General features: G+C 60.4%; 22 protein-coding genes. 9 read left to right on the top strand and 13 right to left on the bottom strand.

The annotated features are described in order from the left end of the window. Nucleotides 1-287: 287 nt before the first annotated feature. The 5 genes from ACO08A_RS01565 to ACO08A_RS01585 all read right to left on the bottom strand — a co-directional run bounded on the left by ACO08A_RS01565 (nt 288) and on the right by ACO08A_RS01585 (nt 6,165). Nucleotides 288-1,526 (bottom strand): Tm-1-like ATP-binding domain-containing protein, encoded by a 1,239-nt coding sequence (locus tag ACO08A_RS01565; protein WP_422039520.1) that lies wholly within the window; start codon nt 1,524-1,526, stop codon nt 288-290. 70 nt (nt 1,527-1,596) lie between these two features. Next, complete coding sequence (locus ACO08A_RS01570) at nt 1,597-3,084, bottom strand: aldehyde dehydrogenase family protein (RefSeq protein WP_422039521.1); 1,488 nt, start codon at nt 3,082-3,084, stop codon at nt 1,597-1,599. Between the two features lie 6 nt (nt 3,085-3,090). After that, nucleotides 3,091-4,614, bottom strand: a complete 1,524-nt coding sequence (locus ACO08A_RS01575) for a tripartite tricarboxylate transporter permease (protein WP_422039522.1) — start codon at nt 4,612-4,614, stop codon at nt 3,091-3,093. A gap of 7 nt (nt 4,615-4,621) precedes the next feature. Beyond that, nucleotides 4,622-5,161, bottom strand: a complete 540-nt coding sequence (locus tag ACO08A_RS01580; protein ID WP_422039523.1) for a tripartite tricarboxylate transporter TctB family protein — start codon at nt 5,159-5,161, stop codon at nt 4,622-4,624. Nucleotides 5,162-5,229: 68 nt separating this feature from the next. Beyond that, nucleotides 5,230-6,165, bottom strand: a complete 936-nt coding sequence (locus ACO08A_RS01585; protein ID WP_422039524.1) for a tripartite tricarboxylate transporter substrate binding protein — start codon at nt 6,163-6,165, stop codon at nt 5,230-5,232. A 212-nt stretch (nt 6,166-6,377) separates the two neighbouring features. On the opposite strand from ACO08A_RS01585, the gene ACO08A_RS01590 reads away from it, so the two are divergent. Genes ACO08A_RS01590 through ACO08A_RS01600 form a run of 3 tightly spaced genes read left to right on the top strand, consistent with a single transcriptional unit; the run spans nt 6,378 to nt 9,252 of the window. Next, nucleotides 6,378-7,232: an IclR family transcriptional regulator gene (locus tag ACO08A_RS01590; RefSeq protein WP_422039525.1), complete on the top strand. Its 855-nt coding sequence runs from the start codon at nt 6,378-6,380 to the stop codon at nt 7,230-7,232. Continuing rightward, nucleotides 7,222-7,884, top strand: a complete 663-nt coding sequence (locus ACO08A_RS01595) for an HAD-IA family hydrolase (protein ID WP_422039526.1) — start codon at nt 7,222-7,224, stop codon at nt 7,882-7,884. Before ACO08A_RS01590 ends, ACO08A_RS01595 begins: the two co-directional genes overlap by 11 nt. A 12-nt stretch (nt 7,885-7,896) precedes the next feature. Next, nucleotides 7,897-9,252 (top strand): aspartate aminotransferase family protein, encoded by a 1,356-nt coding sequence (locus ACO08A_RS01600; protein ID WP_422039527.1) that lies wholly within the window; start codon nt 7,897-7,899, stop codon nt 9,250-9,252. 357 nt (nt 9,253-9,609) lie between these two features. Here ACO08A_RS01600 and ACO08A_RS01605 read toward each other — a convergent pair whose 3' ends face one another. Both ACO08A_RS01605 and hpaR read right to left on the bottom strand, forming a co-directional pair. Continuing rightward, complete coding sequence (locus ACO08A_RS01605; RefSeq protein ID WP_422039528.1) at nt 9,610-10,188, bottom strand: hypothetical protein; 579 nt, start codon at nt 10,186-10,188, stop codon at nt 9,610-9,612. Nucleotides 10,189-10,322: 134 nt separating this feature from the next. Continuing rightward, on the bottom strand, nt 10,323-10,775 hold the full coding sequence (gene hpaR / locus ACO08A_RS01610; RefSeq protein ID WP_422039529.1) for a homoprotocatechuate degradation operon regulator HpaR: 453 nt from the start codon (nt 10,773-10,775) through the stop codon (nt 10,323-10,325). Nucleotides 10,776-10,877: 102 nt separating this feature from the next. Here hpaR and ACO08A_RS01615 point away from each other — a divergent pair, with 102 nt between their 5' ends. The 6 genes from ACO08A_RS01615 (at nt 10,878) to hpaH (ending at nt 16,916) form a co-directional block, all read left to right on the top strand. Next, a complete protein-coding gene (locus tag ACO08A_RS01615; RefSeq protein WP_422039530.1) occupies nt 10,878-11,264 on the top strand; it encodes a 5-carboxymethyl-2-hydroxymuconate Delta-isomerase in 387 nt (128 codons plus the stop codon). Between the two features lie 3 nt (nt 11,265-11,267). After that, complete coding sequence (hpaE, locus tag ACO08A_RS01620) at nt 11,268-12,779, top strand: 5-carboxymethyl-2-hydroxymuconate semialdehyde dehydrogenase (protein ID WP_422039531.1); 1,512 nt, start codon at nt 11,268-11,270, stop codon at nt 12,777-12,779. Between the two features lie 63 nt (nt 12,780-12,842). After that, nucleotides 12,843-13,823, top strand: a complete 981-nt coding sequence (gene hpaD, locus ACO08A_RS01625) for a 3,4-dihydroxyphenylacetate 2,3-dioxygenase (RefSeq protein ID WP_422039532.1) — start codon at nt 12,843-12,845, stop codon at nt 13,821-13,823. A gap of 50 nt (nt 13,824-13,873) precedes the next feature. Then, nucleotides 13,874-15,271 (top strand): pyridoxal phosphate-dependent decarboxylase family protein, encoded by a 1,398-nt coding sequence (locus ACO08A_RS01630; RefSeq protein WP_422039533.1) that lies wholly within the window; start codon nt 13,874-13,876, stop codon nt 15,269-15,271. After that, nucleotides 15,268-16,119 (top strand): fumarylacetoacetate hydrolase family protein, encoded by an 852-nt coding sequence (locus tag ACO08A_RS01635; RefSeq protein WP_422039534.1) that lies wholly within the window; start codon nt 15,268-15,270, stop codon nt 16,117-16,119. The genes ACO08A_RS01630 and ACO08A_RS01635 overlap by 4 nt, the downstream gene beginning before the upstream one ends. After that, nucleotides 16,116-16,916, top strand: coding sequence for a 2-oxo-hept-4-ene-1,7-dioate hydratase (gene hpaH / locus ACO08A_RS01640; protein WP_422039535.1), 801 nt, complete (start codon nt 16,116-16,118; stop codon nt 16,914-16,916). Before ACO08A_RS01635 ends, hpaH begins: the two co-directional genes overlap by 4 nt. A gap of 51 nt (nt 16,917-16,967) precedes the next feature. Here the strand turns inward: hpaH and ACO08A_RS01645 are convergent, their stop codons facing one another. The 6 genes from ACO08A_RS01645 to ACO08A_RS01670 all read right to left on the bottom strand — a co-directional run bounded on the left by ACO08A_RS01645 (nt 16,968) and on the right by ACO08A_RS01670 (nt 24,104). Beyond that, the gene (locus tag ACO08A_RS01645) at nt 16,968-19,412 is read right to left on the bottom strand and encodes a methyl-accepting chemotaxis protein (RefSeq protein ID WP_422039536.1); all 2,445 of its coding nucleotides are present in this window, start codon (nt 19,410-19,412) and stop codon (nt 16,968-16,970) included. Between the two features lie 293 nt (nt 19,413-19,705). After that, entirely contained in the window at nt 19,706-19,897 is a 192-nt protein-coding gene (locus ACO08A_RS01650; protein WP_422039537.1) for a DUF2783 domain-containing protein, read from the bottom strand. Continuing rightward, nucleotides 19,894-21,507, bottom strand: a complete 1,614-nt coding sequence (locus ACO08A_RS01655; protein ID WP_422039538.1) for an FAD-dependent oxidoreductase — start codon at nt 21,505-21,507, stop codon at nt 19,894-19,896. Before ACO08A_RS01655 ends, ACO08A_RS01650 begins: the two co-directional genes overlap by 4 nt. A 23-nt stretch (nt 21,508-21,530) precedes the next feature. Next, a complete protein-coding gene (locus ACO08A_RS01660) occupies nt 21,531-22,055 on the bottom strand; it encodes a DinB family protein (RefSeq protein ID WP_422039539.1) in 525 nt (174 codons plus the stop codon). Nucleotides 22,056-22,058: 3 nt separating this feature from the next. Next, nucleotides 22,059-23,009 carry an MBL fold metallo-hydrolase gene (locus ACO08A_RS01665; RefSeq protein WP_422039540.1) on the bottom strand — a complete coding sequence of 317 codons (951 nt, stop codon included), beginning with the start codon at nt 23,007-23,009 and terminating at the stop codon, nt 22,059-22,061. A gap of 87 nt (nt 23,010-23,096) precedes the next feature. Beyond that, on the bottom strand, nt 23,097-24,104 hold the full coding sequence (locus tag ACO08A_RS01670; RefSeq protein ID WP_422039541.1) for a fumarylacetoacetate hydrolase family protein: 1,008 nt from the start codon (nt 24,102-24,104) through the stop codon (nt 23,097-23,099). Nucleotides 24,105-24,187: the final 83 nt, after the last annotated feature.

Raw genomic sequence — 24,187 nt, forward strand, 5'->3', positions numbered from 1 at the left:
GCGAACCCTGACCTGAATTCACCTGGCTGCGCAACCGGACATCTTGTCCTTGATTTCCGGTCCGCCCCTCCCCTTCGCGGACGTCACGTTTTCATTTCGTGTGACTTTTCAACCAGACGAGAGGTATCACGGCCGCACCCGACCGCGTTAGCGCTTCAAAACATTCTCACTAATAGATTTCGGAATGTAAATTAAGATCTGAGCCCATATAGTTTCCGTTTTTGGAAACAAACACTACGATCTAGCTGTTCGGTGTCAACCCGGTCAAGGAACGCTCATGCGCCGGCTTAGCTTGGCTTCGCATCGATGACACCGCTTTCCACCCACCTGTCGAAGATCTCAAGTGCCGTTTCGCTGAACGCGGCGTCGTTGATATGTGCGTCGATCTCGACGAGATGAACACGCCCCGGAAGCACGGTGCGCGCTTCGTCAATGAAGGCCGCAAGCCCTTCCGGGTCATGGGCCTCCTGCCCGGGCCGATCCCATTCCTCGATGCCTCCAAGCGGAAGCAGGAACCGCGTTTCACCGGTGGCCTTTTCGAGCCGTTCTGCAAGGTCATGAACCCAGCGCCGGCGCTCCTCGGCATTGAACACCGAACTCTTGATAAGCCTGTTGTGCTCATGGAAGGGCCGGTCCGAATACTCCGGCGGGATGTCCTGCCAGCCGGCAAAGTCGACCAGATCGAGGGCACCGGGTGCAACCATCTGAGGCGTTCCGTTCCCGCCAGCGCTGGTCAGGCGGTCCGCTCCGCTGCTGACAAGCGATCCGGCCAGCAGGTTGCCGAATTCCTGCAGGCAGAAGTCCATCACGCAACAGAAGGCGCCTTCCTTCGCCAGCTTCTCAAACGCCATGCCGCCCATGCCGGTGGAGTGAAACACCGCAACTTCAAAGCCGCGTTGTTCGAGCGCAGGCTTCAACGTTTTCATGTAACTCAGGCAACTCGATCCGAGCGAGGTCATGCCGACAAGCGGCTTGGAATTGTCCGGCGGCTGCGCCGCCTTCGCGGCCCCGAGAACAGCTCCGGCAGCCTGTGCCAGCGACGACTTGCAGATCGAATTAAGGCCGTAAAGCCCGCCCGCCCAGAGAATCATCTGGATATCGGGCGTCAGGCGATCCGGCGGGATCAGCGGCGAAAAGCTGACGGTCGATACGATGAACTTGGGCACGCCGAGCGGCAGCGCCTGCGCGCAATCGAGCGCCAGATCGGTTCCCATGGTGCCGCCAAGCGCGATCATTCCGTCGATCCGCCCTTCGCGCCAGGCCTGCGTCACAAGATCGGCAGCGCCTTGAGACATGACACGGAAGGCCCTGTTTTCGTCACCCTGTGCGATCACCTCTTCGATCGTCATGCCACCGGCGCGTGCAACATCGTGCTTGGATATGTCCGTCGGCTTTTCCGGGTCTCCCAGGACGCTCACATCCATCGTGAGAACCCTGCCGCCCTGCGCTTCGATGCAGGACTGGATGAACTCCAGTTCCGCATTCTTGGTGTCGTAGGTTCCAATCGAAAGGATGGTCTTGGTCATGCTGACACCTCCTATTGCAGAACGGATGATTTGCGGGGAGAAAACCCGCGCTTCCAAGAGGCGCAGTTCCTCACAACTGGATCCAGGCGGTCTTGAGGTCGTGATACTTGTCGAGCGCGTGCAGCGACTTGTCGTGTCCGTTGCCAGATTGCTTGACGCCGCCCAGGGGTACGGTGAGGTCCGCTCCCCCATAGGTGTTCACATGGACGACACCGGCGCGAACGGCCGAAATCATGCGGTGGGCACGGCCGAGGTTCTGCGTCCAGATCCCGGCTGCCAAACCGAATTCGGTGCCGTTTGCGATGCGGATCGCTTCCGCTTCGTCCTTGAACGGCGTCACGGCCAGAACGGGACCGAACACTTCCTTTGTGGCGAGCGTATCGGTCGGTTTCACATTGGTCATGACAGTCGGCTGCATGTAGTAGCCGCCGCTCTCCTCCAAAATCCTGTCTCCGCCCGTCCGGCGGAGCGCACCTTCCCGTTCCGCGGTCCCGACGAATTTCAGATCAGCCTCCAGCTGAGGCAGGCTGTGCACGGCCCCGATCTGAGAGGCCAGATCAAGCGGATCACCGACGCGAAACGCCTCGGCATGCCCGCAGATCTCGGACACGAAGTCGTCGTGAATGTCTTCCTGCACGAGCAGCCGGGAGCCGGCGACGCAAACCTGCCCGGAATTGCGGAAGATCCCAGCAGCGGACACTTTTGCCGCCTTGGCAAGGTCCGGTGCATCGTTGAAGACGATGTTCGGTGACTTGCCACCCAGTTCCAGGTAGCAGCGTTTCAAGTTGGACTGGGCCGAATAGGTCAGGAGGCGGCGGCCCGTCGCACCTGAACCTGTGAACGCGAGCACGTCGACCTCCATCGACAGCGCGAGCGCCTCACCCGTCACGGCACCGGCACCCGTTACCACGTTGAAGACGCCTTCCGGAACGCCCGCTTCAACAGCCAGTGCCGCGATCCTGAGCAGGGACAGGGACGCGGTCTCCGCCGGCTTCAGCACGACTGCGTTCGCGGCGGCAAGCGCCGGGGCGACTTTCCATGCTCCGATCATTAGCGGGAAGTTCCAGGGAACGATGGCGCCGACGACACCAACCGGTGCGCGATGCACAAGCCCGAGAACGTTTTCTGCGGTCGGCGCGATCTCGCCGTAGACCTTGTCGACGAGTTCGGCGTAATAGCGGAACGTTGCGGCCGCAGACAGCGCCTCGGCCTTGTAGGCCATGTTGATTTCCGTGCCGTTGTCCCGGACCCCGAGCACGGTCAGCGCGAGCGCGTCTCTCTCGATCAGGTCGGCAAGCCGGTGAAGGATTTTCTTGCGGTGTGCCGGTGCTGTTTTCGACCAGCGCCCGTCCTCGAATGCAGCGCGCGCGGAGCTGATGGCGCGGTCCATGTCGGCGGCGGAACCGGCGGCAAGGCCGCAGATGCGCGTGCCGTCGATCGGGGAAATGACGTCCATCGTTTCACCGGACCGAGCGGGCTCCTTCCGGCCGTCAATGAAATGGCCCTGATCGGGGATGCCTGCCCGCCGCAGGGAATCGATCGCGCTCTGATCCAGCATTGAACCCTACCCTTGCTGCGTGGATGCTTCTGAATTCCTTGACGTTTCGTGTTCCCGCCGCGACTTGTGTTCCCTGATCACGGTCCTGACGTGCAGGATCAGGATGAGCAGGATCATCGCGAACAGGATGGCGGCGATGGGCCGGTCGACAAAATCGAGCGGCGATTTCACCCGCGCCATGGCGCTGCGCAGTTTCACTTCCATGATGCCGCCGAGCACCATGCCGAGGATGATCGGCACGATCGGGAGATTGAGACGTTTCAGAATGAGACCGAAGACGCCGAACGCGGAGGCAACGGCGCAGTCGGTGATCGAGTTGCGGAGCGAATAGACGCCGACAAAGGACAGCGTCAGGATCATCACGCCCAGGAAACGCGTCGGGATCTGAATGATCCTCAGAAGCAGGTTCGTGGACGACAGCAGGAAGGCCAGAACGATGACATTGAGAAGGATCAGCGCAATGTAGATCGCGATCACGAAATCGAGCTGGCCCTGAAAGAGCTGGGGTCCGGGAATGACGTTGTGGACGTAGAAGACCGACAGCATCATGGCGGTCAGGGCTTCACCTGGAATGCCGAGCGCCAGCAGCGGGATCATGGCCGCTCCGGGCACCGCGTTGTTGGCAGCTTCGGACGCGACCAGGCCTTCAGGCGAGCCATTGCCGAAGTCGTCCGGCTTTTTCGATGTCTTCTGGGCATAGGTGTAGGACAGGAACTGCGCCGTGAACTCGCCGACACCGGGGATCATGCCCATCAGCACCCCGAGACTGGAGGAGACGGAGGCGATGCGCTTGAAGCGGAACAGTTCGCTAAGCCCGGAAAAGAGGTTGCCGTCGACATGCGCCTTGCCGGGCTTGTGGTCCTTGTCGACCAGAAGCAGCAGCGCCTGCGAGATCGCGAAAAGACCGAGCACGACGACGATCAGGTTGATGCCGGAGGTCAGCCAGGTCATGTCGAAGGTGAAGCGCTTGGTGTATTTCACCGGCTCCAGCCCGATCGTGCTCAGGAAAATGCCGAAGGAGGCAAGCATCCCGGCCGCAAAGACCTGGCCGCGATGCGCGAGCACCACGAGGATGATCCCCAGAAGGGCTGCCAGGAAAATCTCCCGGCTGCCGAAATGCGGGGCGATCATCGCCAGAAGCGGCGACAGCAGGATGAGGCAGAGGACCGAAAAGATGCCACCGAAGAACGAGGCGGAATAGGCGAGCGACAGGGCGCGGTGGCCCTCGCCGCGCTTGGTCATCGGGTAACCGTCATAGGTTGTCAGCGCGTTGACGGCTGTACCGGGCGTATTGATCAGGATCGCCGGAATGGCTCCGCCATACATGGACGAGCCGTAGACGCCGAGCATCAGCGTCAGGCCGACGATCGGCTCGAAAGCGAAGGTTGCCGGCAGAAGGATGGCGATGGCAACCGCTGCACCCACGCCGGGCAGCGCGCCGATGATGACGCCGCCGATCGATCCGAGAAGCAGGGCGGCCAGAACCTGCCACTGGGACAGGATGGTGAGGCTTGAAAGAACCGTTTCCATCATCACCTCACAGGTAGGTCAGCGCGAAGGCTTTGAGGGGATCGGGGAAAGCCTCGTAGAGCTGTCCGGCGGGTATCTTGACCTGGAGAACGGCGCGGAAAATCACGGCAACGCACACGGCAAATGCGCTCGAAGCCAGCAGAAACCGGGGTGTCGCCAATCCGACGCGCACGGTCAGGAAACACGTGAACAGCACCGTTGACGGCAGGTAGCCGAGCAACGGCACGACGGCGACGTAGAGCAGAAAATAGAGCACGAATTCCAGCGACCGCAGCCAGAAGACAACTTCGAGCCACCTGCCGAGGATACGCGGAGAGCACAGAGAGCCGATGAAGTGGAGCAGCGCAAAAAGCGTCATGAAGATCAGTGACACGGCCGGCCAGAAACGCGGCTGCGCGAACCATTTCGTGCGCTTGACCCAGGAGGTCTCACCATAGATCTGCGACAGCAGAAAGATGGAAAACGCCAGAAACACGAGTGCAAAGACGATGTCTCCGGGGCGTCTGTGCCGCCGGAAAAGCTCCTGAAGTGTCTTGATATGCGCCATCGATCCCGACCCCTTGCCATGCAATTGCCGGGCGGCCGCAAGAAGCGCCGCCCGGACGAAGGAGTGGCTTATTCGCCGAGCAGTTCGGAGATCTTGCCGTTGACCTCCTTGTCGGAGGCAATCTGGGCGTTGGACGCGTCTGCATCCTGCCAGTAGATCAGAACACCCGTTTCACCGATCAGCTTCTGCGCCTCCGGCTTCTCGAGCGCCGCCTTTGCAGCGGTTTCGATCTTTGCACGGGCGTCCGCCGGTACGTCCTTGTGCACGAACAGACCGTTCCAGAGCGCGACGTCCAGATCGGGATTGAGTTCCGACACCCGCGGAACGTCAGGAATGATCGAAATGCGCTCGGTGCCGATGCTTGCGAGGATTTTCAGATCATCCTTGCACGGCAGGATCTGCTGCAGGGTCGTGTTGATCACGTCGACATCGCCCGAAGCGAGCGTGTTGCAGTTCAGCTCATCGAAAGCCGCGTCGCTGCCGAAATCGAAATCGGACGATGCGGCGAGCGCCAGCGTGATGCGCGTGGGCGGCAGCACCGAGCCGAAGTGACCGAGCGCGACATCGTTCTCCTTGGCATAGGCAACCAGCTCTTCCCACGTGGAATAAGGTGCGTCGCTGCCTGCGGCAATCACGAAGGGATAGGTCATGAAGATGCCGACCGGCTCGAACGGGTTGGGCGTCAGTTCCGGAATCCCGATGAGTTCACCGGCAATCGGAACGGCAGGGACGAAAGAACCGATGGTGTACCCGTCCGCCGGTGCCGTTGCGACCTCGACAGCCCCAGGGAACGGGCCGCCGCCACCGCCCGGCTTGTTCACGACAGCTGCAGGAACGCCGTACATTTCCTGGAACTCGTCTGCAATCAGCCGTGTCAAAACGTCCTCCAAGTCACCCGGAGGCCAGGGAACGATGAATGAAACGGGTTTTTCCGGATAGTCGGCCAACGCGGCGGTGATGCTCATTAGGCCGGCTGCAGTCAGGGCAATCGCATGCTTTCTCATTTGCTGGTCCCTCATCTGGTTTTTCTGCCGATCTTGCCGATCGGTCTTGATGATTTTTATTTGCTTTGTTAAAAGTTGTCATATTAAATAAATATATGTCAACCTCTAATCACGCAGCAACAGGGAGTTTCTCACGTCGACCGAAGGTTCAAATAATGAACCACAGGTCTCAAAATAATTATTGTTTCATTTGTAACTATCTGTCAAGATAAATGCATCACCGCACCATCGGCACAGCCGCAAAGCATGCCGATCAGGACAGGAAACAGACCGGAAATTCGATGGGCACCATCACCAAAGCACTCAACCTGCTGAACCATTTCTGCCCGGGCCGGGCGGAGATCGGACTGACGGAATTCAGAACGCTGAGCGGACAGGACAAGGCAACCGTCCACCGGCATCTGAACGAGCTCGCTGCAAACGGTTTCCTGGAGCAGAACCCGGTCACGCGCGGATACCGGCTTGGTCCGGCGATCCTGCGGCTGGCTGCCGTGCGTGAGCGTCTCTTTCCCGCACGAACCATCGTCGCCCCGATTGTGGAGAAATTGTCGTCAGACCTCGGCGAACTGGTGCACGTGTCGCTGCGGGACGGACTGCATCTCTCGCCGCTCATCCACCATGATGCCCTGATCCACGGCACGCGCGTCTATTTCGATGAGGCTGAACTGCTGCCGCTCCACGCAACCGCATCCGGCCATGCGATGCTTGCGTTCGGCCCGGAAGAGCTGCTGCCCGACGTCCTGAATGGCGACCTCCGGCCGTCAACCGCACACACGATCACTGATCCCGTCCGGCTGAAGGAAATTGTCGACGGCGTTCGGCTTGAGGGCATTGCTTTTGTCGACCAGGGCTTCGAGACGGACGTTTCCTCGTTTGCCGCACCACTGTTCGCGGATCAGCCGGAGGCTATCGGGACAATCGCGGTCGCCGTACCGACCATCCGGATGACGGACGATATGAAGCGCAGGATCAGGGACGCGCTGCCGGCAAGCGCAGCCGAGGTGACGGACAAGCTCGGCGGCGTCGTGCCTGCGCATCTGCAGAGGATCTGGGCCGATGCCGCCTGAAGCCGAAGCCCTTGTTCTGGATTTCGGCGGCGTGGTCACGCGGACGCTGTTCGAGACCCATGACCTGACCGAGGAGGCGCTCGGCCTGCCTGCCGGCACGCTCACCTGGAAAGGCCCCTTCGATCCTGGAAACGATCCTCTTTGGCGATCGATGCAGGTCGACGAGATTTCCGAGCGCGATTACTGGCACAGGCGCACCGAAGACGTTGCCAGGCTGACCGGACGGCCCTTCACGGAGATGTCGGATTTCGTCAAGGCGGCCCGCGGCGCCGACCCGGAGGCCGTGATGCGCCCGGAAGCCCTGGAAGCCATCGACCGCGCCCGGATGGCCGGCAAGAAACTCGCCATCCTGTCCAATGAACTGGACCTCTTTTACGGTGCGGATTTCCGCGAAAGGCTGCCTTTTCTGAAAGACTTCGACGTGATCGTCGATGCCACCTATACCAAGATCCTCAAGCCGGATCCACGCGCCTACGCGCTCTGCATTGAGGAGCTGAACGTTCCCGCGCGGGCCTGTGTCTTCGTCGATGATCAGCGCCGCAACATCACCGGTGCCGCCACCGCCGGCATGCAGACCGTGCATTTCGACGTGCTCGACCCCGGCGCCTCTTTCGCAGACGCGCTGCGCCTGCTCGCCCTGCCATCCAGTTAAAGGAGTTCCGCAATGAAGGAAGCCAATTTCCTGAAGGAAAACAATGCCCGCCACCTGTGGCATCCGATGGCGCATCCGGCTGACAGCCTTGCGAACCCGCCCGACATCATTGTCGGCGGCGATGGCGTTGAGATCGTGGATGTGGACGGCAAGAAGGTCGTCGATGCGGTCGGCGGGCTCTGGAACGTCAATCTCGGCTATTCCTGCGAGCCGGTCAAACAGGCCATTTCCGAGCAACTGGACAAGCTGCCCTACTACTCGATCTTCCGCGGCACCACCAATGACGCGGTGATCGAACTGAGCATGATGCTGAAGGATTTCTTCGAACCCGACGGCCTGAGCCGGGCCTTCTTCACATCGGGTGGATCGGACAGTGTCGAGGTCTCGCTGCGGCTGGCGCGCCAGTACCACAAGCTTCGCGGCGAGGCCGGCCGCGTCAAGTTTCTCAGCCTCAAGAAAGGCTATCACGGCACCCACACGATGGGTGCCTCGGTCAACGGGAATGCCAATTTCCGCACGGCCTACGAGCCGCTGATGCCGGGTTGCTATCACATCCCCTCGCCTTACACGTACCGCAATCCCTTCAACGAGACGGATCCGGAAAAACTGGCCCAGCTTTGCCTGTCGGCGCTTGAAGACGAAATCAGGTTCCAGGACCCGGGCACGATCGCCGCGTTCATCATGGAACCGGTGCTCGGGGCCGGCGGGGTCATCCCGCCGCATGAGAGCTTCATGCCCGGCGTTCGCGAGATCTGTTCGAAACACGGGATTCTGCTGATATCCGACGAGGTCATCACAGCCTTCGGGCGAACAGGCAGCTGGACAGGCGCCCGGCACTGGGGTGTGCAGCCGGATCTTCTGTGCTGCGCCAAGGCGATCACCAACGGCTATTTCCCGTTCGGGGCCGTCATGGTCTCGGACAGCGTGGCCGAGGCATTCGAAAACGATGCGTCCGGCAAGGGCGCGATCGGCTCCGGTTACACCTATTCCGGACACCCGGTCGGTGCGGCGGCTGCGATCGCCTGCCTGAAGGAGACCGAACGCCTCAACGTCAAGGACAACGCCGCAGCGCGCGGCAAGCAGCTTTTCGAAGGCCTTCGAAAGCTGTTCATGAAACACGAGCTGGTCGGCGACGTCCGCGGCGGCCACGGGCTGATGTGCGCGCTGGAACTCGTTTCCGACCGGGCGAGCAAGGCCCCGATCGACAAGGCCACCATCGGCAAGGTGCACCGCACCGCCTATGACAACGGCGCCATGATCCGCGTTTCGGGAAACAACATCATCCTGTCACCTCCCCTCGTTCTGAGCGAAGCGCACGTAGAGACGATCTTGACGGCACTCGACAGGGGACTGGCGGCGGCTGGCTGATCCTGATTACCCGGGACACTCCTATGGCCAGCCAGCTTTATTTAAGGCTGGCTGACCTGGAAAGTGCGTTAAACTTATGTGCTTGAGAAAGCGGCACAAACCCGTTCTTCCCCAAGTTGGAAACCCGAATTGTTTTCCGGATTTGTCGTCCCGGTTTGTCGCGCAAGCGGCAAGACCGGGACCCAGTACTCCGTGCGACCGGCGGCGTAGCAAAACAGCAAAACAAGCGCTTACCGGGTTCCGGCCTTCCGCTGCGCTTCAGCCGGAATGACAATAGAATTGATTTGAAACCGCCCAACAGGACTCATTTCGCGCTACGCCAGATAGCAGCGATCGCCTCTGCGAAAGCCATCGCACTCACGTTTCATTCGAATAAATCAGAGCGAAGTCGAGGGACCGGGAATAAAGAAACACCTTGTCCATTCCTCGTGTACTATAGGCGACCCAGGACCCTGGCTCTTGCATGGCCTGAAGGGCTTTGTCCACAACTCCGTCGGAAAAGCCGCAGTTTCGCATTCGCCGGGCATGATGTAGCGCCCGTTCTTCGGAGAGGGGTGTGCGGCGCCATGCCTCCTGTCCATTTGGCTGCATCTCGGGCGATCCATCGACTTCAGGCTGCCAATCTTTGTCGCCGGGCAATTGTGAAAAGGGCTGCGCCTGGGCATCTGGCTCCAAAGCGACAGCCATATGATCGCACCACCCGAAGACCGAAGATCTTTCAATTGTCGAGCGGTAGCTGACATGATTGTCAAGTTCTCTTGCGACTTCAAATGGCCATGCAAAGAGTTGTGCGTAGACGATCGCAAGGAGCGCAAATGGTGCACGCCCCCAAAAAAGGCTCATGATTGACGCAAGAAAGATGGGAAGAGAGAAAGCCAGGGCAATCAGTCCTGAAAAGCACATCAGGGCCTTTTTCGTAAGAGCAAGAATGTACATCTGGAAAGTGTTTCCTCACTGAGATCCAGCTCGGATACAAACATCCCCGATTGCATTTTTGTCCTAGAATTCGAGCATTTTCCGGTGCTCTTGCCGGCCTTTCGCAGCGACAATCGCGTGCCAGAAGGCCGTTCTCACAGCTTCTGGAAATCGTCCAGAATATCCAGAAGCTCGGACAGGCGCTTCCTGCCGATGACGTCCTCGATCCGCGCAGCGATCGCCTGCGCCTCGTCCAGCTTGTCGAGGATGATCTGCCGTCCGGCCTCGGTGATGGCGACGGTCTGTTTGCGCCGGTCCTTTTCGTCCGCCTGACGGGTGACGAGACCTTTTTCAAGAAGTGTCTGCACGATCCGTGTCTGGCTCGGAAGCAACAGGCACGCACGCTCTGCCAGCGAGGAGGCATCCTGCGGGCCGAATTCCTCAAGGACGCGCAAAATCCGCCATTGCTGCTCGGTGATGCCGCAGTCGGACAGCATCTCGCGAATGGGCCCCATGACCTTTTCACGCGCACGGATGAGCGCAATCGGGACGGAGCGTTTTGTCGACGGCAGCGCGCGGCCACCCTTCTTGTCCATGTCTTCGGTCATGTCCGGCTCATAACGATTTCTGGCTTAAATAGACACAAAAAGTTTGACATTTTCGACTTCATATATTTAACATCGCAACTATTATCTTGTTAAGGAACTGCGATGCCGCACATATCCATCGAATATTCCGCCAATCTGGAACAGCGCACGGATATTCAGGCCTTGTGCGATGTCCTGAGGTCCGAGGCGGCCGGCATCGAAGCCTTTCCGACACCGGGCATTCGCGTTCGTGCCTTGAGGGCCGACCATTTCAGCATTGCGGACGGCGATCCGAAACATGCCTTTGTCGACATTTCCGTTCGTCTGCGCGCCGGAAGACCCGACGACGTCAAAAAGGATGCGGTCAAGCGGTTGTTCGACGCCGCACAAACCTTTCTGAAACCCGTTCTTGAAACAAGTTCGCTCGCGCTTTCCCTGGAAATGCGTGACATCGACCCGGACCTGTCGCCCAAAACGGGCAGCATCCGCGAACATTTGGGGACCGCTTGAACCATGTCTGGCCTTAGTGAGAACATCGACAAGCTGAACGGATATCTTGCCCGTTTCACGGAGACAGGGATCCTCAACCAGATCGGCGGAAAAGCATGTCCAGCGCATTCCGGCGAAACCTTCGAAACGCATTCTCCGGTCGATGAGAGCCTGATCTGCAGCGTTGCCAAGGGCGGTGCTGCCGATATCGACGCCGCCGCAAGGGCAGCCAGGGCAGCCTTCCCGGCCTGGCGGGATATGGCGGCCGGTGAACGCAGGAAGATCCTTCACAGGATCGCGGACAAGATCGTCGAACGGGCGGAGGAAATCGCGCTGTGCGAATGCTGGGACACCGGCCAGGCCCTTCGTTTCATGTCGAAAGCCGCCCTGCGCGGTGCGGAAAACTTCCGGTTTTTTGCCGACAAGGCTCCGAGCGCACGGGATGGGCAGTCCCTGCCCTCGCCCACCCTCATGAACGTCACGACACGTGTCCCCATCGGTCCGGTCGGGGTCATCACGCCCTGGAACACGCCGTTCATGCTGTCCACCTGGAAGATCGCGCCGGCGCTTGCCGCCGGATGCACGGTGGTTCACAAGCCGGCGGAATTCTCGCCGCTGACCGCGCGCATCCTGATGGAGATTGCGGAAGAGGCCGGGTTGCCAGAAGGCGTCTGGAACCTTGTCAACGGTTTCGGGGAAGATGCCGGCAAGGCATTGACCGAACATCCTGATATCAAGGCGATCGCCTTTGTCGGTGAAAGCCGAACCGGGTCGATGATCATGAAACAGGGTGCGGACACCCTGAAACGCGTGCATTTCGAACTCGGCGGCAAGAACCCCGTCGTTGTATTCGACGATGCCGATCTCGACCGCGCACTCGATGCGGTGATCTTCATGATCTATTCGCTCAACGGCGAACGCTGTACGTCTTCGTCGCGGCTGCTGGTGCAGGAGAATATCGCCGACGCCTTCGAAGCGAAGTTGATCGAACGGGTCAATGCGATCCGCGTCGGTCATCCGCTTGATCCGCAAACGGAAGTCGGCCCGCTGATCCACAAGACCCATTTCGACAAGGTCACCGGCTATTTCAACCTTGCCCGGGAGAACGGCGCAACTGTCGCTGCCGGAGGTTCGCGGGTGGGCGGCACCGGCTATTTCGTCCGGCCGACCCTCTTCACCCGCGCGCACAACGAGATGGGCATCGCCCAGCAGGAGATTTTCGGGCCGGTGCTGACCAGCATCCGCTTCAAGGACGAGGACGATGCGCTGAAGCTTGCCAATGACGTGCAATACGGCCTGACCGGTTATGTCTGGACAAATGACCTGACCCGCGCGCTCCGCTTCACCGACGCCCTGGAAGCGGGCATGATCTGGGTGAACTCAGAAAACGTGCGTCACCTGCCGACCCCGTTCGGCGGCGTCAAGGCAAGCGGCATCGGCCGGGATGGCGGAGACTGGTCGTTCGAGTTCTACATGGAACAGAAGAACGTTGCCTTTGCCACCGGTCACCACAAGATCCCGCGCCTCGGCGCTTGAGGCATCACAGCCCAAACCAACAAACCCTATGCACCACCAACCGACACCCGACAGGACAGGAACATGCCGATCCCAGCCCCGAACCTTTACCCGCCCTTCAACATCGTGCGCCTGAGCCATGTGGAACTGGCGGTCACGGATCTCGCGAAAAGCCGGGCTTTCTATGTCGATACGCTCGGATTGCAGGTCACCGACGAAAGCGCCGACGCCATCTATTTGCGCGCGATGGAAGAGCGCGGCCACCACTGCATTGTCCTGCGCAGGTCATCCGCAGCCTGCGCCCGAGATCTCGGGTTCAAGGTCTACGATGAAGACAGCCTCGACAAGGCGGCGCATTTCTTTCAGGGCAAAGGCCTGCCAGTCGACTGGGTGGAGCGGCCGTTTCAGTCCCGGACGTTCAGGACCCGCGATCCGCACGGTGTTCCGCTGGAGTTCTACGCCAAGATGGACCGCCTGCCCCCAATCCATCAGCAATACGCGCTTTATCGCGGCGTGAAACCGCTGCGTATCGATCACTTCAACTGCTTCTCGCCGAATGTCGACGAGTCGGTCGCCTTCTACAACGAGTTGGGATTTCGGGTGACGGAATACACGGAAGACGAGGAAACCGGCCGGCTCTGGGCGGCATGGACACATCGCAAGGGCGGCGTTCACGACCTCGCCTTCACCAATGGCAAGGGGCCGCGCCTGCATCACACCGCGTTCTGGGTTCCGACACCGCTGAACATCATCGATCTCCTGGATCTCATGTCGACGACCGGCTGGGTTGACAACATCGAGCGCGGCCCGGGACGGCACGGCATATCCAACGCGTTTTTTCTCTACATCCGGGACCCGGACGGCCACAGGATCGAAATCTACTGTTCCGACTATCAGACCGTCGACCCGGATCTGGAACCCATCAAATGGGACCTGAAGGACTCGCAGCGCCAGACGCTCTGGGGCGCACCGGCGCCGAAAAGCTGGTTCGAGGAAGGCTCCGTTTTCGAAGGCACAGAGATCCAGGTCTCCAGTCTTGCCGCCCAACCGATTGTCGCGCCCTGATTTAGGCTCATAATCGCCCGATCGATTCACTGGTCGCCGAGGAGGAATTCATGGACTGGGACGCGTTCGCCCACTGGAGCAAGCATATCTCGGACTGGGCAGCGGATTATCACAAGACCCTGCCGGACCGCCCCGTGCGTGCGCAAACCTCTCCAGGTGACATAGCGGCGCAATTGCCCTCAATGCCACCCGAGACGGCCGAGGCCATGGAAGACGTCCTGTCCGATTTCGAGCGTATCGTCATGCCGGGGATAACCCACTGGCAGCATCCGCGCTTCTTTGCCTATTTCGCCGCAAATGCCGCACCTCCCTCCATGCTTGCCGAGATGCTGGTTACGACGATCGCCGCCCAGTGCATGCTCTGGCAGACCTCGCCCGCAGCAACGGAAATGGAGGGCGTCATGGTCGACTGGCTGCGACAGGCCCTCGGGCTGCCGGAGGGCTATACGGGTGTCATCCAGGACAGCGCGTCCTCCGCAACTCTGTCGGCGGTTCTGACGATGCGGGAACGCGCGACGGGCTATACCGGCAACAGGGACGGTCTGTCGGCTAAGGGCAACCTGCGCATCTACTGTTCCGATCAGGTGCACAGCTCGATCGACCGTGCCTGCTGGGTTGCCGGCATCGGCCAGGAAAACCTGGTCAAGCTGCCGGTATCCGGCCCGCGCTATGCGCTTGACGTGGATGCGTTGCGCGTGGCCATCGCCGACGATCTCGAGGCAGGCCAAAAACCCGCGGGAATCATCGCGATCACGGGCGGCACCGGTGTCGGAGCGTCGGATACACTCGGTCCCGTTCTGGATGTTGCGCGCGAATACGATCTCTACACGCATCTGGATGCGGCCTGGGCCGGCGCGGCCATGATCTGCCCGGAACTGCGCGAAGACTTCTGGAAGGGCGTGGACGGCTATGACAGCATCGTCTTCAATCCGCACAAGTGGCTCGGCGCCCAGTTCGACTGTTCCATCCAGTTTCTCGCCGACCCGCAGCCGCAGCTCAACACGCTGAAGATCGAGCCCGAATACCTCAAGACCTCGGGCGATGCGGTCACTAACTACTCGGAGTGGACGATCCCCCTCGGCCGCAGGTTCCGGGCGTTGAAGATCTGGTTCCTGATCCGCTCCTACGGACTCGAAGGGCTGCGCGCACGTATCCGCAATCACGTCAGATGGTCGGGCGAACTCTGTGAGCACATTCGGGGCCTGGAAGGGTTCGAGATTGTTACGGAGCCCATCCTGAGCCTGTTTTCCTTCCGGTGCCCAGGCGATGACAATGACCAGCAGCGCCTCGTCGACGCTCTCAATGATGACGGCCGCATCTACATCACCCAGGGTGCCTTTGAAGGCCGCAAGGTGATCCGGTTCCAGGTGGGCCAGTTCGATACGACGCGGGAGGATGTCATGATGGCCGGAGACGTCATTGAAGATGTCTGGAGGAAACTAGCGTGAATTTTGCGACCTATTCGGCAAACGGCAATACCTATTACGGGGCGGTCGCTCCGGAGGGCATGATCGCGCTGTCGCCGCACTTTCCGCACTGGCCGACGCTCCATGACGTCGTTGCCGGCGGCGGTCTGACAGCCCTTGCCGAGGCAGCGAACGCGCACCCCGTTACCCATACCGACTACACTCACGAAATGGTCCTGCCGAACGCTCCGCGCATCCTTTGCGTCGGCGTGAATTTTCCCGACCGGAATGCCGAATACAAGGATGGCAGCGCGCAGCCGAAATACATGTCGCTGTTTCCGCGTTTTGCGAGCGGTTTCACAGGCCACGAGCGCCCGCTGATCCGCCCGCCGGAGAACCACACGCTCGACTATGAAGGCGAAGTCGCGATCGTGATCGGAAAGAAAGGCCGGCGCATCCGGCCCGAGGACGCGTATGATCACATAGCGGCGCTAACTCTGTGCAACGAAGGCACCATCCGCGACTGGGTGCGGCACGCAAAGTTCAATGTCACCCAGGGCAAGAACTGGGACAGGTCCGGCGCGATGGGACCCTGGCTGGTCCCATTTACAGATGCCGCACAGCTGGACGAAGCCCGGATCCTCACCCGGGTCAACGGCGAGGTTCGCCAGGACGACTATCTGAAGCGCATGATGTTCCCGATCCGCGAGGAGATCGCCTACATCTCGACCTTCATGACCCTGCAGCCCGGAGACATCATCGTCACGGGCACGCCAACGGGTGCCGGCGCGCGCTTTGATCCGCCGCGCTATCTGAAGCCGGGGGACGTCGTTGAAATCGAGGTCGAGGGGATCGGGACTTTGCGGAACGGTGTCGAGGACGAGCAATGACACCTGAAGACCATGCCCGCGCAGCAGCTGATCTCCTCGAAGCAGAAAGAACAGGACGGCAGATCGGCCTCCTCTCCCTTCGTCATCCTGACATCGGCATGGATGATGCCTATGCAATCCAGAATGCCATCCATGTGCAGAAACTTGCCGAGGGGCGGCATGTCATCGGCTGGAAGATCGGCCTGACTTCGAAAGCGATGCAGTCCGCCTTGAAAATCGATATCCCGGACAGCGGCATCCTGTTCGACGACATGGCATTCGACAGTGGCGCGACCGTGAGGCAAGGTCGGTTCATTCAGCCGCGTATCGAGGCCGAAATCGCGTTTGTCATGACTTCGGAGCTTGGCGGTGAAGATGTGACGCGCGACGACGTTCTTGCCGCGACCGGCCATGTCGTCCCGGCTATCGAAATTCTGGACACCCGCATTCTGCGTTCCGATCCTGACACCGGCAAGGTGCGAACCGTCCATGACACGATCAGCGACAACGCCGCAAACGCGGGTATCGTTCTCGGAAAAGAACGGCACGCCCCTGATGCGTTTGATCTGCGCTGGGTCGGGGCGCTTGTGTTCCGTAACGGCGAGATCGAGGAAACCGGACTCGGTGCCGGGGTGTTGAACGACCCGGCTGAAAGCGTTGCCTGGCTTGCCCGGCGCATGGCCGGATACGGTCAGAAAATCGAACCCGGTCACGTTGTCCTCTCCGGCAGCTTCGTCAGACCCGTCGAGTGCCCGCCCGGGTCCGAGATCCATGCCGACTTCGGTGTGTTCGGATCCGTGGATATCCACTTCGGCTGAACAAAAAAAAGGCGGCCCGGAGGCCGCCTTGAGTCGAGTTGGAGGCCCGCGTCACGCGGAGGCGACGCGTTCCAGGAAGGTTTCAATGCCCTTCTTCAAATCAGTGCTGCGATTGCTGAGATCGCCGGAGGCGGCAAGCACGTTGCCGGACACCTGCCTGGTCTCCTCGACCGCATCGGAAAGACGGGAAATGTTGCTTCTCACGGCCAGCGTGCTTTCGGCAGCGCGCTGAACGTTGCCCGAGATCTCGTTGGTTGCCGCTCCCTGCTGGGAAACGGACGACGAGATGCCCTGCGTGTAGCCGTTGACCTCTTCCATGGTGTCGGAGATGGAAGCGATCGCGGTCGCGGCATCCGTCGTGGAATCCTGAATGGTCTGGATCTGCGACGAGATTTCCTCGGTTGCCCTTGATGTCTGCGTTGCCAGTTCCTTGACCTCGGCCGCCACAACCGCAAAGCCCTTGCCGGCTTCGCCGGCCCTGGCCGCTTCGATCGTTGCGTTGAGCGCGAGAAGGTTGGTCTGTTCTGCGATCGCCTGAATGAGGCTGACCACTTCGCCGATCTTCGTCGCCGCTTCGGCAAGGTTCTGCACCTTGCCGTTGGTCTCGTGCACGGCACCGGTCGCCTTGGTGACGATCTCGGAGGAGCGGGTGACCTGATCGCCGATTTCCGCGATCGAAGCGGACAATTCCTCCGCCGCGCTTGCGACGTTTTCAACGCTGTTGGACGCATCGTCACTGATCCGGGACGTATCGCTTGCCTGCTCTGCGCTGCTCTCGGCAATCCCGCCAAGCGCGGCCGCCGTTTCGGACATGCCTGCGGCTGTCTCATCCATGGCTCCGAGGAGCTCCTGCACTTCCTGTCGGAAGCCGTCGATCAGGTTCTCGATTTCAGATTGCCGCGCATTTTGCTCCTGCTGATGCGCCCTGGTCTCGTGTTCCAGCCGGACGCGATCCTTCGCATTTTCCTGGAAAATCTTAACGGTCCGGCTCATGTCGCCGAGTTCATCGCGTTGGTCGGATGCGGGAATGACCACATCGGTGTCACCGTCCGCGAGCCGCGCCATGGCAGAGGTCAAGGCGCGCGTCGGCCTGGTGATGACAAGCGAGACGACATAGGCCAGCAGTCCGCCGACAACGACCGCTGTCACGAGGGCGAGCGCAATGAACCAGAGTGCGCTGTTCGCCCTCGCATATGCGCTCGACGACTGCGCCTCGGCCAGTCCGGTGATCACATTGCGGACGTCGGCGGAAATCGCAATCAGCGCTTCCCGCTTAAGCTCAAAAGCATCTGTCGCTGCGACCATACCTGCGAATTCGGTTTCGAACGCGTCGACCTCCTGATCGATCCTGGCAACCGTGTCGCCGATCTCGGGAAATGCCGCACTGTCGGCCTTGAGGGTGTTGGCGAGGTTTCTGATGATGCCGATCCGCGTGTTGACCGCGTCGGCGCTCATCGATTCAAACCCTGCAAAGAACTCCATTGTTGCCGATCTGATTTCAAGAGAAGCACTCAGGAACTTCGACGCGTTTACATTCACGAGATCGACGATGCCGAGTTTCGATTGAGCGGTCGCAGCCGTTTTCTTGGCCGTGTCGGCGGCTTCATAAACGGCCTTCCTGAGTTCCGACGCCTGAAGATGCAGGGTCGCAAGATCAGCAGCGATCTTCTTGGCGACATCCTTCGCAACCGCACCTGCCGCGCCGTCCGCACCTTCGGTACTAGGCAATTGGTCCGCGATCGCGCCCGTGGCGGCGGACAACCCTTTCAAACTCGCGGGATCAACACCGTCCACCTTGAGTTTGGCCGACTTCTTCGCAGTCTTGACGAGCGTTGCAAGTTCCTCGCGCGCCATCTGCGCGTCTTTTTCCGGCAGGTCTCCGAAGAGCGCGGCCTTCTTGATCGACGCGCTCAGCTCCGTCGATGTGTCTTCTATGTGAGACAACATGCGTCCGACCTTGTCGGCGCGGTTGCGCGTTCCGGACGCCTTCTTGGCCGCGGCTCCAGCCTCGCGTTTGATTTTTGACATCTGCTCGGAGATCTCAACGGCGAGCGTTTCAAGCCCAAGCGCGGACTGCAGCAGCTTGTCGACCTGTACCTGGCGGCCATCCACTGCGGATACCACCCCCTCGAATTCCGTTCCAAGGCGGCCGACCAGTGATATGGCCTGCGTTGTCGGGTTCTGCGCCGTGCTGTTGCCGTACGCTTTGTTCAGGACCTGCAGGGATGCCTCGAGATTTTCGATCTGGCCGTTGGCCGCAACCGCCAACGCCGCGCTCCCGCCGGAGAGATACGCTTCCTGCGCCTGCGCCACCTGCTGCAACCCGGCCATGGAGGCGGTTGCCTTTGCGCTGATATCCGACTGGGTCCGCAAACCCAGGATCGCCACCGTTCCGACGGCACCGACAGCCGCTGCCACCAATATCATCGTGAGAAATCCGCCACCGACCTTGGTCGCGAAGCGCGCGTTCTTGAGTGGTGTAAGTAACCTGGACATCGTATCCCCCAACACTTTCAACGAGTAAGTGTCGGAGCAGATAAACAATTGATGAAGATAAGGAATTTACTGCGAGGGCTATGAGGGTAAATTAAATGGAGCCCGAAAATCCATTTCTTTGCAATCGGATACTCGGTAAAATTGTTTAAGGCGTTCGCCCCCAAAATAAATAGCAGCGCCTAAAAATGCGGTTGATGAAACACGCATTGCCACCATTGGTTTTGATTATCCGCCCAGTGTGCGATTCGCTTGCCGCAGCCCGGGCCGTCCGGGAGCGAAAAGAGACAAAATGCCTATTTCCGTTTCGCCGCGTCGAGCAGTTCCCTCAGAACATTTGCGTCCGCGATATGATTGGCCATCAGGAGAATGAGACGTGCGTTGTAAGCATCGCTCTCCGCCTTGCTGAGATCTTCATGCGCTGCGAGCAAATCGGCGTAGAACGCGTCCGGGGTTTCCAGTTTCGGTGCGGTTAAGTCAGGTGTCATTGTCCTTGCCATCCCGTTGCAATTCTCAAAGCGGTCGCGACGTCTTTTTCGGAATATTCTAGCCAGCGTGCGGCAACATGCTGATCCGGACGGATCAGGTAGACCGCTCTTTCAGATGTGCCCAGGTAACGGTTGTTTAGTTCCGGACCGACGGCGTCCTCCGGGATCGACAGGCCTTCAATGACGATCCCGCCCGTTTCCAGACGTTCCGGGACATCGATACCGATCCCGAGGAGCAAGAACGCGCCGCCGAGATCCTCAAGAAGCCAGCCGTCGCCGATGGGGGCGTCCACGGCGGGACTTCCGGGCCGGGTGCGTTCGGGAAGCGTGGCCGCGTCGGGACCGTTCAGGGGCGACCCGTCGTAGACGCACGGAACCGACAGCCGCCCGGAATTGACCAGCGGGCGCGCGAATGCGTAGTGCTCGGACAGATCCAGGACGGCGTCCCTGAAGATCCGGCTCATCTCTGATTTCGGCGTGATGAAATCCGTCGAGCGGGAGCTTTGCAGGATGTTCTCGTCCGCGCCGTGCTCACGTTCGAACGTGTAGCTGTCGAGCAGCGTTTCGGGCGCCTTGCCGTTAAGAACCAGTTTGAGCTTCCAGCCGAGATTGTCGACATCCTGAAAACCGGAATTGGCTCCGCGTGCGCCGAACGGCGAGACCTGGTGCGCACTGTCACCGGCGAAGATGACCCGCCCATGCCGGAACTCCTCCATGCGGCGGCACTGGAACGTGTAGATCGACACCCATTCCAGATCGAACTCCACGTCCTCGCCGAGCATCTGCTTCAGCCTGGGAATGACGTTTTCGGGCTTCTTTTCTTTTTCCTTGTCGATGTCCCATCCGAGCTGCAGGTCGATGCGCCAGACGCCGTCCGGCTGTTTGTGCAGCAGCGCCGACTGGTCCTTGTTGAACGGCGGGTCGAACCAGAACCAGCGTTCGGTCGGAAAATCCGCCTTCATGACGACATCGGCAATCAGGAAATTGTCCTCGAACACCCGGCCGACAAAGTCGAGGTCGAGCATGCGGCGTGCCGGTGAATTGGCGCCATCGCAGGCAATCAGCCAGTCGGCTTCCAGATTGTAGGCGCCCTCGGCCGTCTCGATGGTGACAAGCGTGTGGTCGTCATATTGGTGCAGGTTCTCGACACGGTTGCCGCCCCGGATCTCGACCGGCTTGCCTTCAGCCTGCAGCGCCCTGATGCGTTCGACCAGATAGAGCTCGCAGTAATATTGCTGCAGATTGATGAAGGCCGGACGCCTGTGACCGGCTTCCGGGAGCAGATCGAAATTATAGACCTGGCGGTCGCCGAAATAGACCTTGCCAAGGTTCCAGACGACCCCTTTTTCGACCATTTCATCGCCGCAGCCGAGCCGGTCGAATATCTCGAGAGACCGTTTGGCGAAGCAGATCGCGCGCGAGCCGACGCTCACCTTGTCGTTGTCGTCGAGGACGAGTACCGGCACATCCGCCTGCGCAAGATCAATCGCCATGGCCAGACCGACAGGCCCGGCACCGATGATGACGACCGGATGGCGAACGGGCGCAGGCGCATCCTGATCAGGGCTGTGCCTGTAGGGGTAAAGCGGCACTTCGAAAAGCTTGGTCACAGATGAACCTCCCAGTTCACGCGTCACATGAGTTTGGCCGCCACCGGATGGCGGCCAAACTCAAGAAAGAAGTCGTCAAGCTGCGGCGCCTTCACGCTCGTTCCGGCCAGCATGGCGTGCACCTGGCCGCGGTGGTGGACCTGGTGCTGAAAGAGATGCAGAAGCGTCGCGCCGATCGTTTCCCGATGCACACCGTTGGCACCTCTTTCATGCAGAACCGTTCTTTTCAGATCCGCTTCCGTGAGAGCGTCGCAGAACCGGATCAGCTTCCGGTCTTCGAGCGCCTGCGCCGTCATGAGCGCGTCCGCCGTTTCCAGATGCGGTGTCTCGTAGACCGTCAGTCCCCTGCCTTCTTCGCAAAGCGCATCGAGATAGTAGCGGTCGACCTCCCAGATGTGATTGAGGGTCTCGCGAATGGACGGAAAGAAGTTCGTCCGTTCCGCCTCGAATTCGCTCTGCGAAAGGCTGCAACAGGCGTCATGGAGCCGTTCATTGGCATAGGCATTGTTGCGGGCCATCAGCCTGAGGTGTTCAGGAAACGCGCTCACGGGTCAGCCCTGCAGATCCGCCCACATCTTTGCATCGCGCTCCGCCGTCCAGATACGCGGCGTGTCGATGTCCTGGGCTTCGTCATAGGCGCGGGCGACATTGAACGGCAGGCAATGCTCGTAGATGGCGTAGTCCTTGAACTTGGCATCGCAGGCGGCACGGCAGGCGTCCCAGGCTTCCTTCAGAGACCCGCCGCGCTTGGCAACCTTCGCCACCGGCTCATAGGTCGAGCGGACGAAATCCGCCGTTGAATCGAGCGCCGCATTGACCATGTCGGATCCGACGAGGGCATCGCCCCTTCCCGGCGCGATGGCGTCGAGATCGAACTTGCGGATCTGTTCCAGTGTTCCCGGCCAGTCGCCGAAGTGACCGTCGCCGCAATAACAGGCCGAGTGATACTCCACGATATCGCCGGTAAACATGACATTGGCGTCCGGCACATAGGCGACGATATCGCCCGCTGTGTGCGCACGGCCGAGGAACATCAGGTCGACCCGGCGCTTGCCGAGATAGACCGTCATGCGGTCATTGAAGGTCGTGGTCGGCCATGTCAGACCCGGAATGCTCTCGTGGCCCTGGAAGAGACGCGGAAAGCGCTCGAATTCGCTCGCCCAGTCCTCCTTGCCGCGCTCGGCGACCATGGAGCGCGCCTTCTCGCTCATGATGACGGTTTGAGCGCCATAGGCGGACGCTCCCAGGACGCGCACGGCGTGATAGTGGGTCAAAACGAGATGGGTGATCGGCTTGTCGGTGACGGAACGCACCTTCTCGATCACCTTTTCGGCCAGGCGCGGGGTCGCCTGCGCCTCGATGATCATGACACTGTCATCGCCGATGATGACGCCGGAATTCGGGTCGCCCTCGGCGGTGAAAGCCCAGAGATCCCGGCCGATTTCGGTAAAGGAGATTTCCTTTTCCGCCATGTCTCCGGCGGATGCGAATTGCTTGCTCATGTGACCTCCCGGGGCCAATTTCCGTTTGTGTGCGGCACCGGTGTGGCACCGGCGTCTCATATGAAATCCAGTCGCAGGGTTCCTGCGTCAGCCTTTTTCAACTGTCTGTTCGATCGCTCCAAAGATCGAATGCCCGTCCGCGTCCAGCATCTCGATGCGGACCGTGTCGCCGAACTTCATGAAAGGTGTCTTTGCCTGACCGTCATTGATGGTTTCGATCATTCGGATCTCGGCAATGCAGGAATAGCCGACACCGCCTTCAGATACCGGTTTGCCGGGTCCGCCATCAAGCTTGTTGGAAACGGTGCCGGAGCCGATGATCGTGCCGGCGCCGAGGTTGCGCGACTTGGCGGCATGGGCAATCAGCTGGCCGAAATCGAAGGTCATGTCGACACCGGCCTGAGCCCGGCCGAACGGCGCACCGTTCAGATCGACGTTGAGCGGCAGATGCAGCTTGCCGTCCTGCCAGGCATCGCCAAGCTCCTCAGGCGTGACGGCGACGGGCGAAAACGCGGAAGACGGTTTCGACTGGAAGAAGCCGAAGCCCTTGCCGAGTTCGGCCGGGATCAGTCCGCGCAGCGACACGTCGTTGACGATCATCACCAGTTGGATCGAATTCCTGGCCTCCTCTGGGCTGATGCCCATGGGAACGTCACCGGTGACAACGGCAATCTCGCCCTCCATGTCGATGCCCCAGGCCTCGTCGCGCATGCGGATCGGATCGCGCGGCGCGAGAAACGTGTCGGACCCGCCCTGATACATCAGCGGATCGGTCCAGAAACTGTCCGGCATCTGCGCACCCCTGGCCTTGCGGACCAGTTCGACGTGATTGACATAGGCGGAGCCGTCCGCCCACTGGTAGGCACGCGGCAGGGGCGACAGGGCGTCATGCTCGTGAAACCGGATGGTCGGCACGGCGTCATGCGACAGGCTTTCGGCGAGCAGCGCCAGCTTGGGTGCAACGGCATCCCAGTCATCCAGTGCGGCCTGCAATGTCGGTGCGATGTGGCTTGCGTCCGTGCAATAGGTCAGCCTCTCGTTGACCACCACCAGCTTGCCGTCCCGGCTGCCATCCTTGAGCGTCGCCAGTTTCATGAATTTCTGCTCCTTGTGCGTGTCGGCCCCCTCCGGCCAACAGAATTTTCGCCTTCCAGGGCCCCGGCGGCACACCGCCGCTT

It is taken from the genome of Roseibium sp., assembly GCF_965232425.1.
Taxonomy (GTDB): domain Bacteria; phylum Pseudomonadota; class Alphaproteobacteria; order Rhizobiales; family Stappiaceae; genus Roseibium.

Coding starts and splice junctions, on each gene's coding strand:
- ACO08A_RS01565 (WP_422039520.1), bottom strand. CDS start 1,526: ATGACCAAGACCATCCTTTCGATTGGAACCTACGACACCAAGAATGCG.
- ACO08A_RS01570 (WP_422039521.1), bottom strand. CDS start 3,084: ATGCTGGATCAGAGCGCGATCGATTCCCTGCGGCGGGCAGGCATCCCC.
- ACO08A_RS01575 (WP_422039522.1), bottom strand. CDS start 4,614: ATGGAAACGGTTCTTTCAAGCCTCACCATCCTGTCCCAGTGGCAGGTT.
- ACO08A_RS01580 (WP_422039523.1), bottom strand. CDS start 5,161: ATGGCGCATATCAAGACACTTCAGGAGCTTTTCCGGCGGCACAGACGC.
- ACO08A_RS01585 (WP_422039524.1), bottom strand. CDS start 6,165: ATGAGAAAGCATGCGATTGCCCTGACTGCAGCCGGCCTAATGAGCATC.
- ACO08A_RS01590 (WP_422039525.1), top strand. CDS start 6,378: ATGCATCACCGCACCATCGGCACAGCCGCAAAGCATGCCGATCAGGAC.
- ACO08A_RS01595 (WP_422039526.1), top strand. CDS start 7,222: ATGCCGCCTGAAGCCGAAGCCCTTGTTCTGGATTTCGGCGGCGTGGTC.
- ACO08A_RS01600 (WP_422039527.1), top strand. CDS start 7,897: ATGAAGGAAGCCAATTTCCTGAAGGAAAACAATGCCCGCCACCTGTGG.
- ACO08A_RS01605 (WP_422039528.1), bottom strand. CDS start 10,188: ATGTACATTCTTGCTCTTACGAAAAAGGCCCTGATGTGCTTTTCAGGA.
- hpaR (WP_422039529.1), bottom strand. CDS start 10,775: ATGACCGAAGACATGGACAAGAAGGGTGGCCGCGCGCTGCCGTCGACA.
- ACO08A_RS01615 (WP_422039530.1), top strand. CDS start 10,878: ATGCCGCACATATCCATCGAATATTCCGCCAATCTGGAACAGCGCACG.
- hpaE (WP_422039531.1), top strand. CDS start 11,268: ATGTCTGGCCTTAGTGAGAACATCGACAAGCTGAACGGATATCTTGCC.
- hpaD (WP_422039532.1), top strand. CDS start 12,843: ATGCCGATCCCAGCCCCGAACCTTTACCCGCCCTTCAACATCGTGCGC.
- ACO08A_RS01630 (WP_422039533.1), top strand. CDS start 13,874: ATGGACTGGGACGCGTTCGCCCACTGGAGCAAGCATATCTCGGACTGG.
- hpaH (WP_422039535.1), top strand. CDS start 16,116: ATGACACCTGAAGACCATGCCCGCGCAGCAGCTGATCTCCTCGAAGCA.
- ACO08A_RS01645 (WP_422039536.1), bottom strand. CDS start 19,412: ATGTCCAGGTTACTTACACCACTCAAGAACGCGCGCTTCGCGACCAAG.
- ACO08A_RS01650 (WP_422039537.1), bottom strand. CDS start 19,897: ATGACACCTGACTTAACCGCACCGAAACTGGAAACCCCGGACGCGTTC.
- ACO08A_RS01665 (WP_422039540.1), bottom strand. CDS start 23,009: ATGAGCAAGCAATTCGCATCCGCCGGAGACATGGCGGAAAAGGAAATC.
- ACO08A_RS01670 (WP_422039541.1), bottom strand. CDS start 24,104: ATGAAACTGGCGACGCTCAAGGATGGCAGCCGGGACGGCAAGCTGGTG.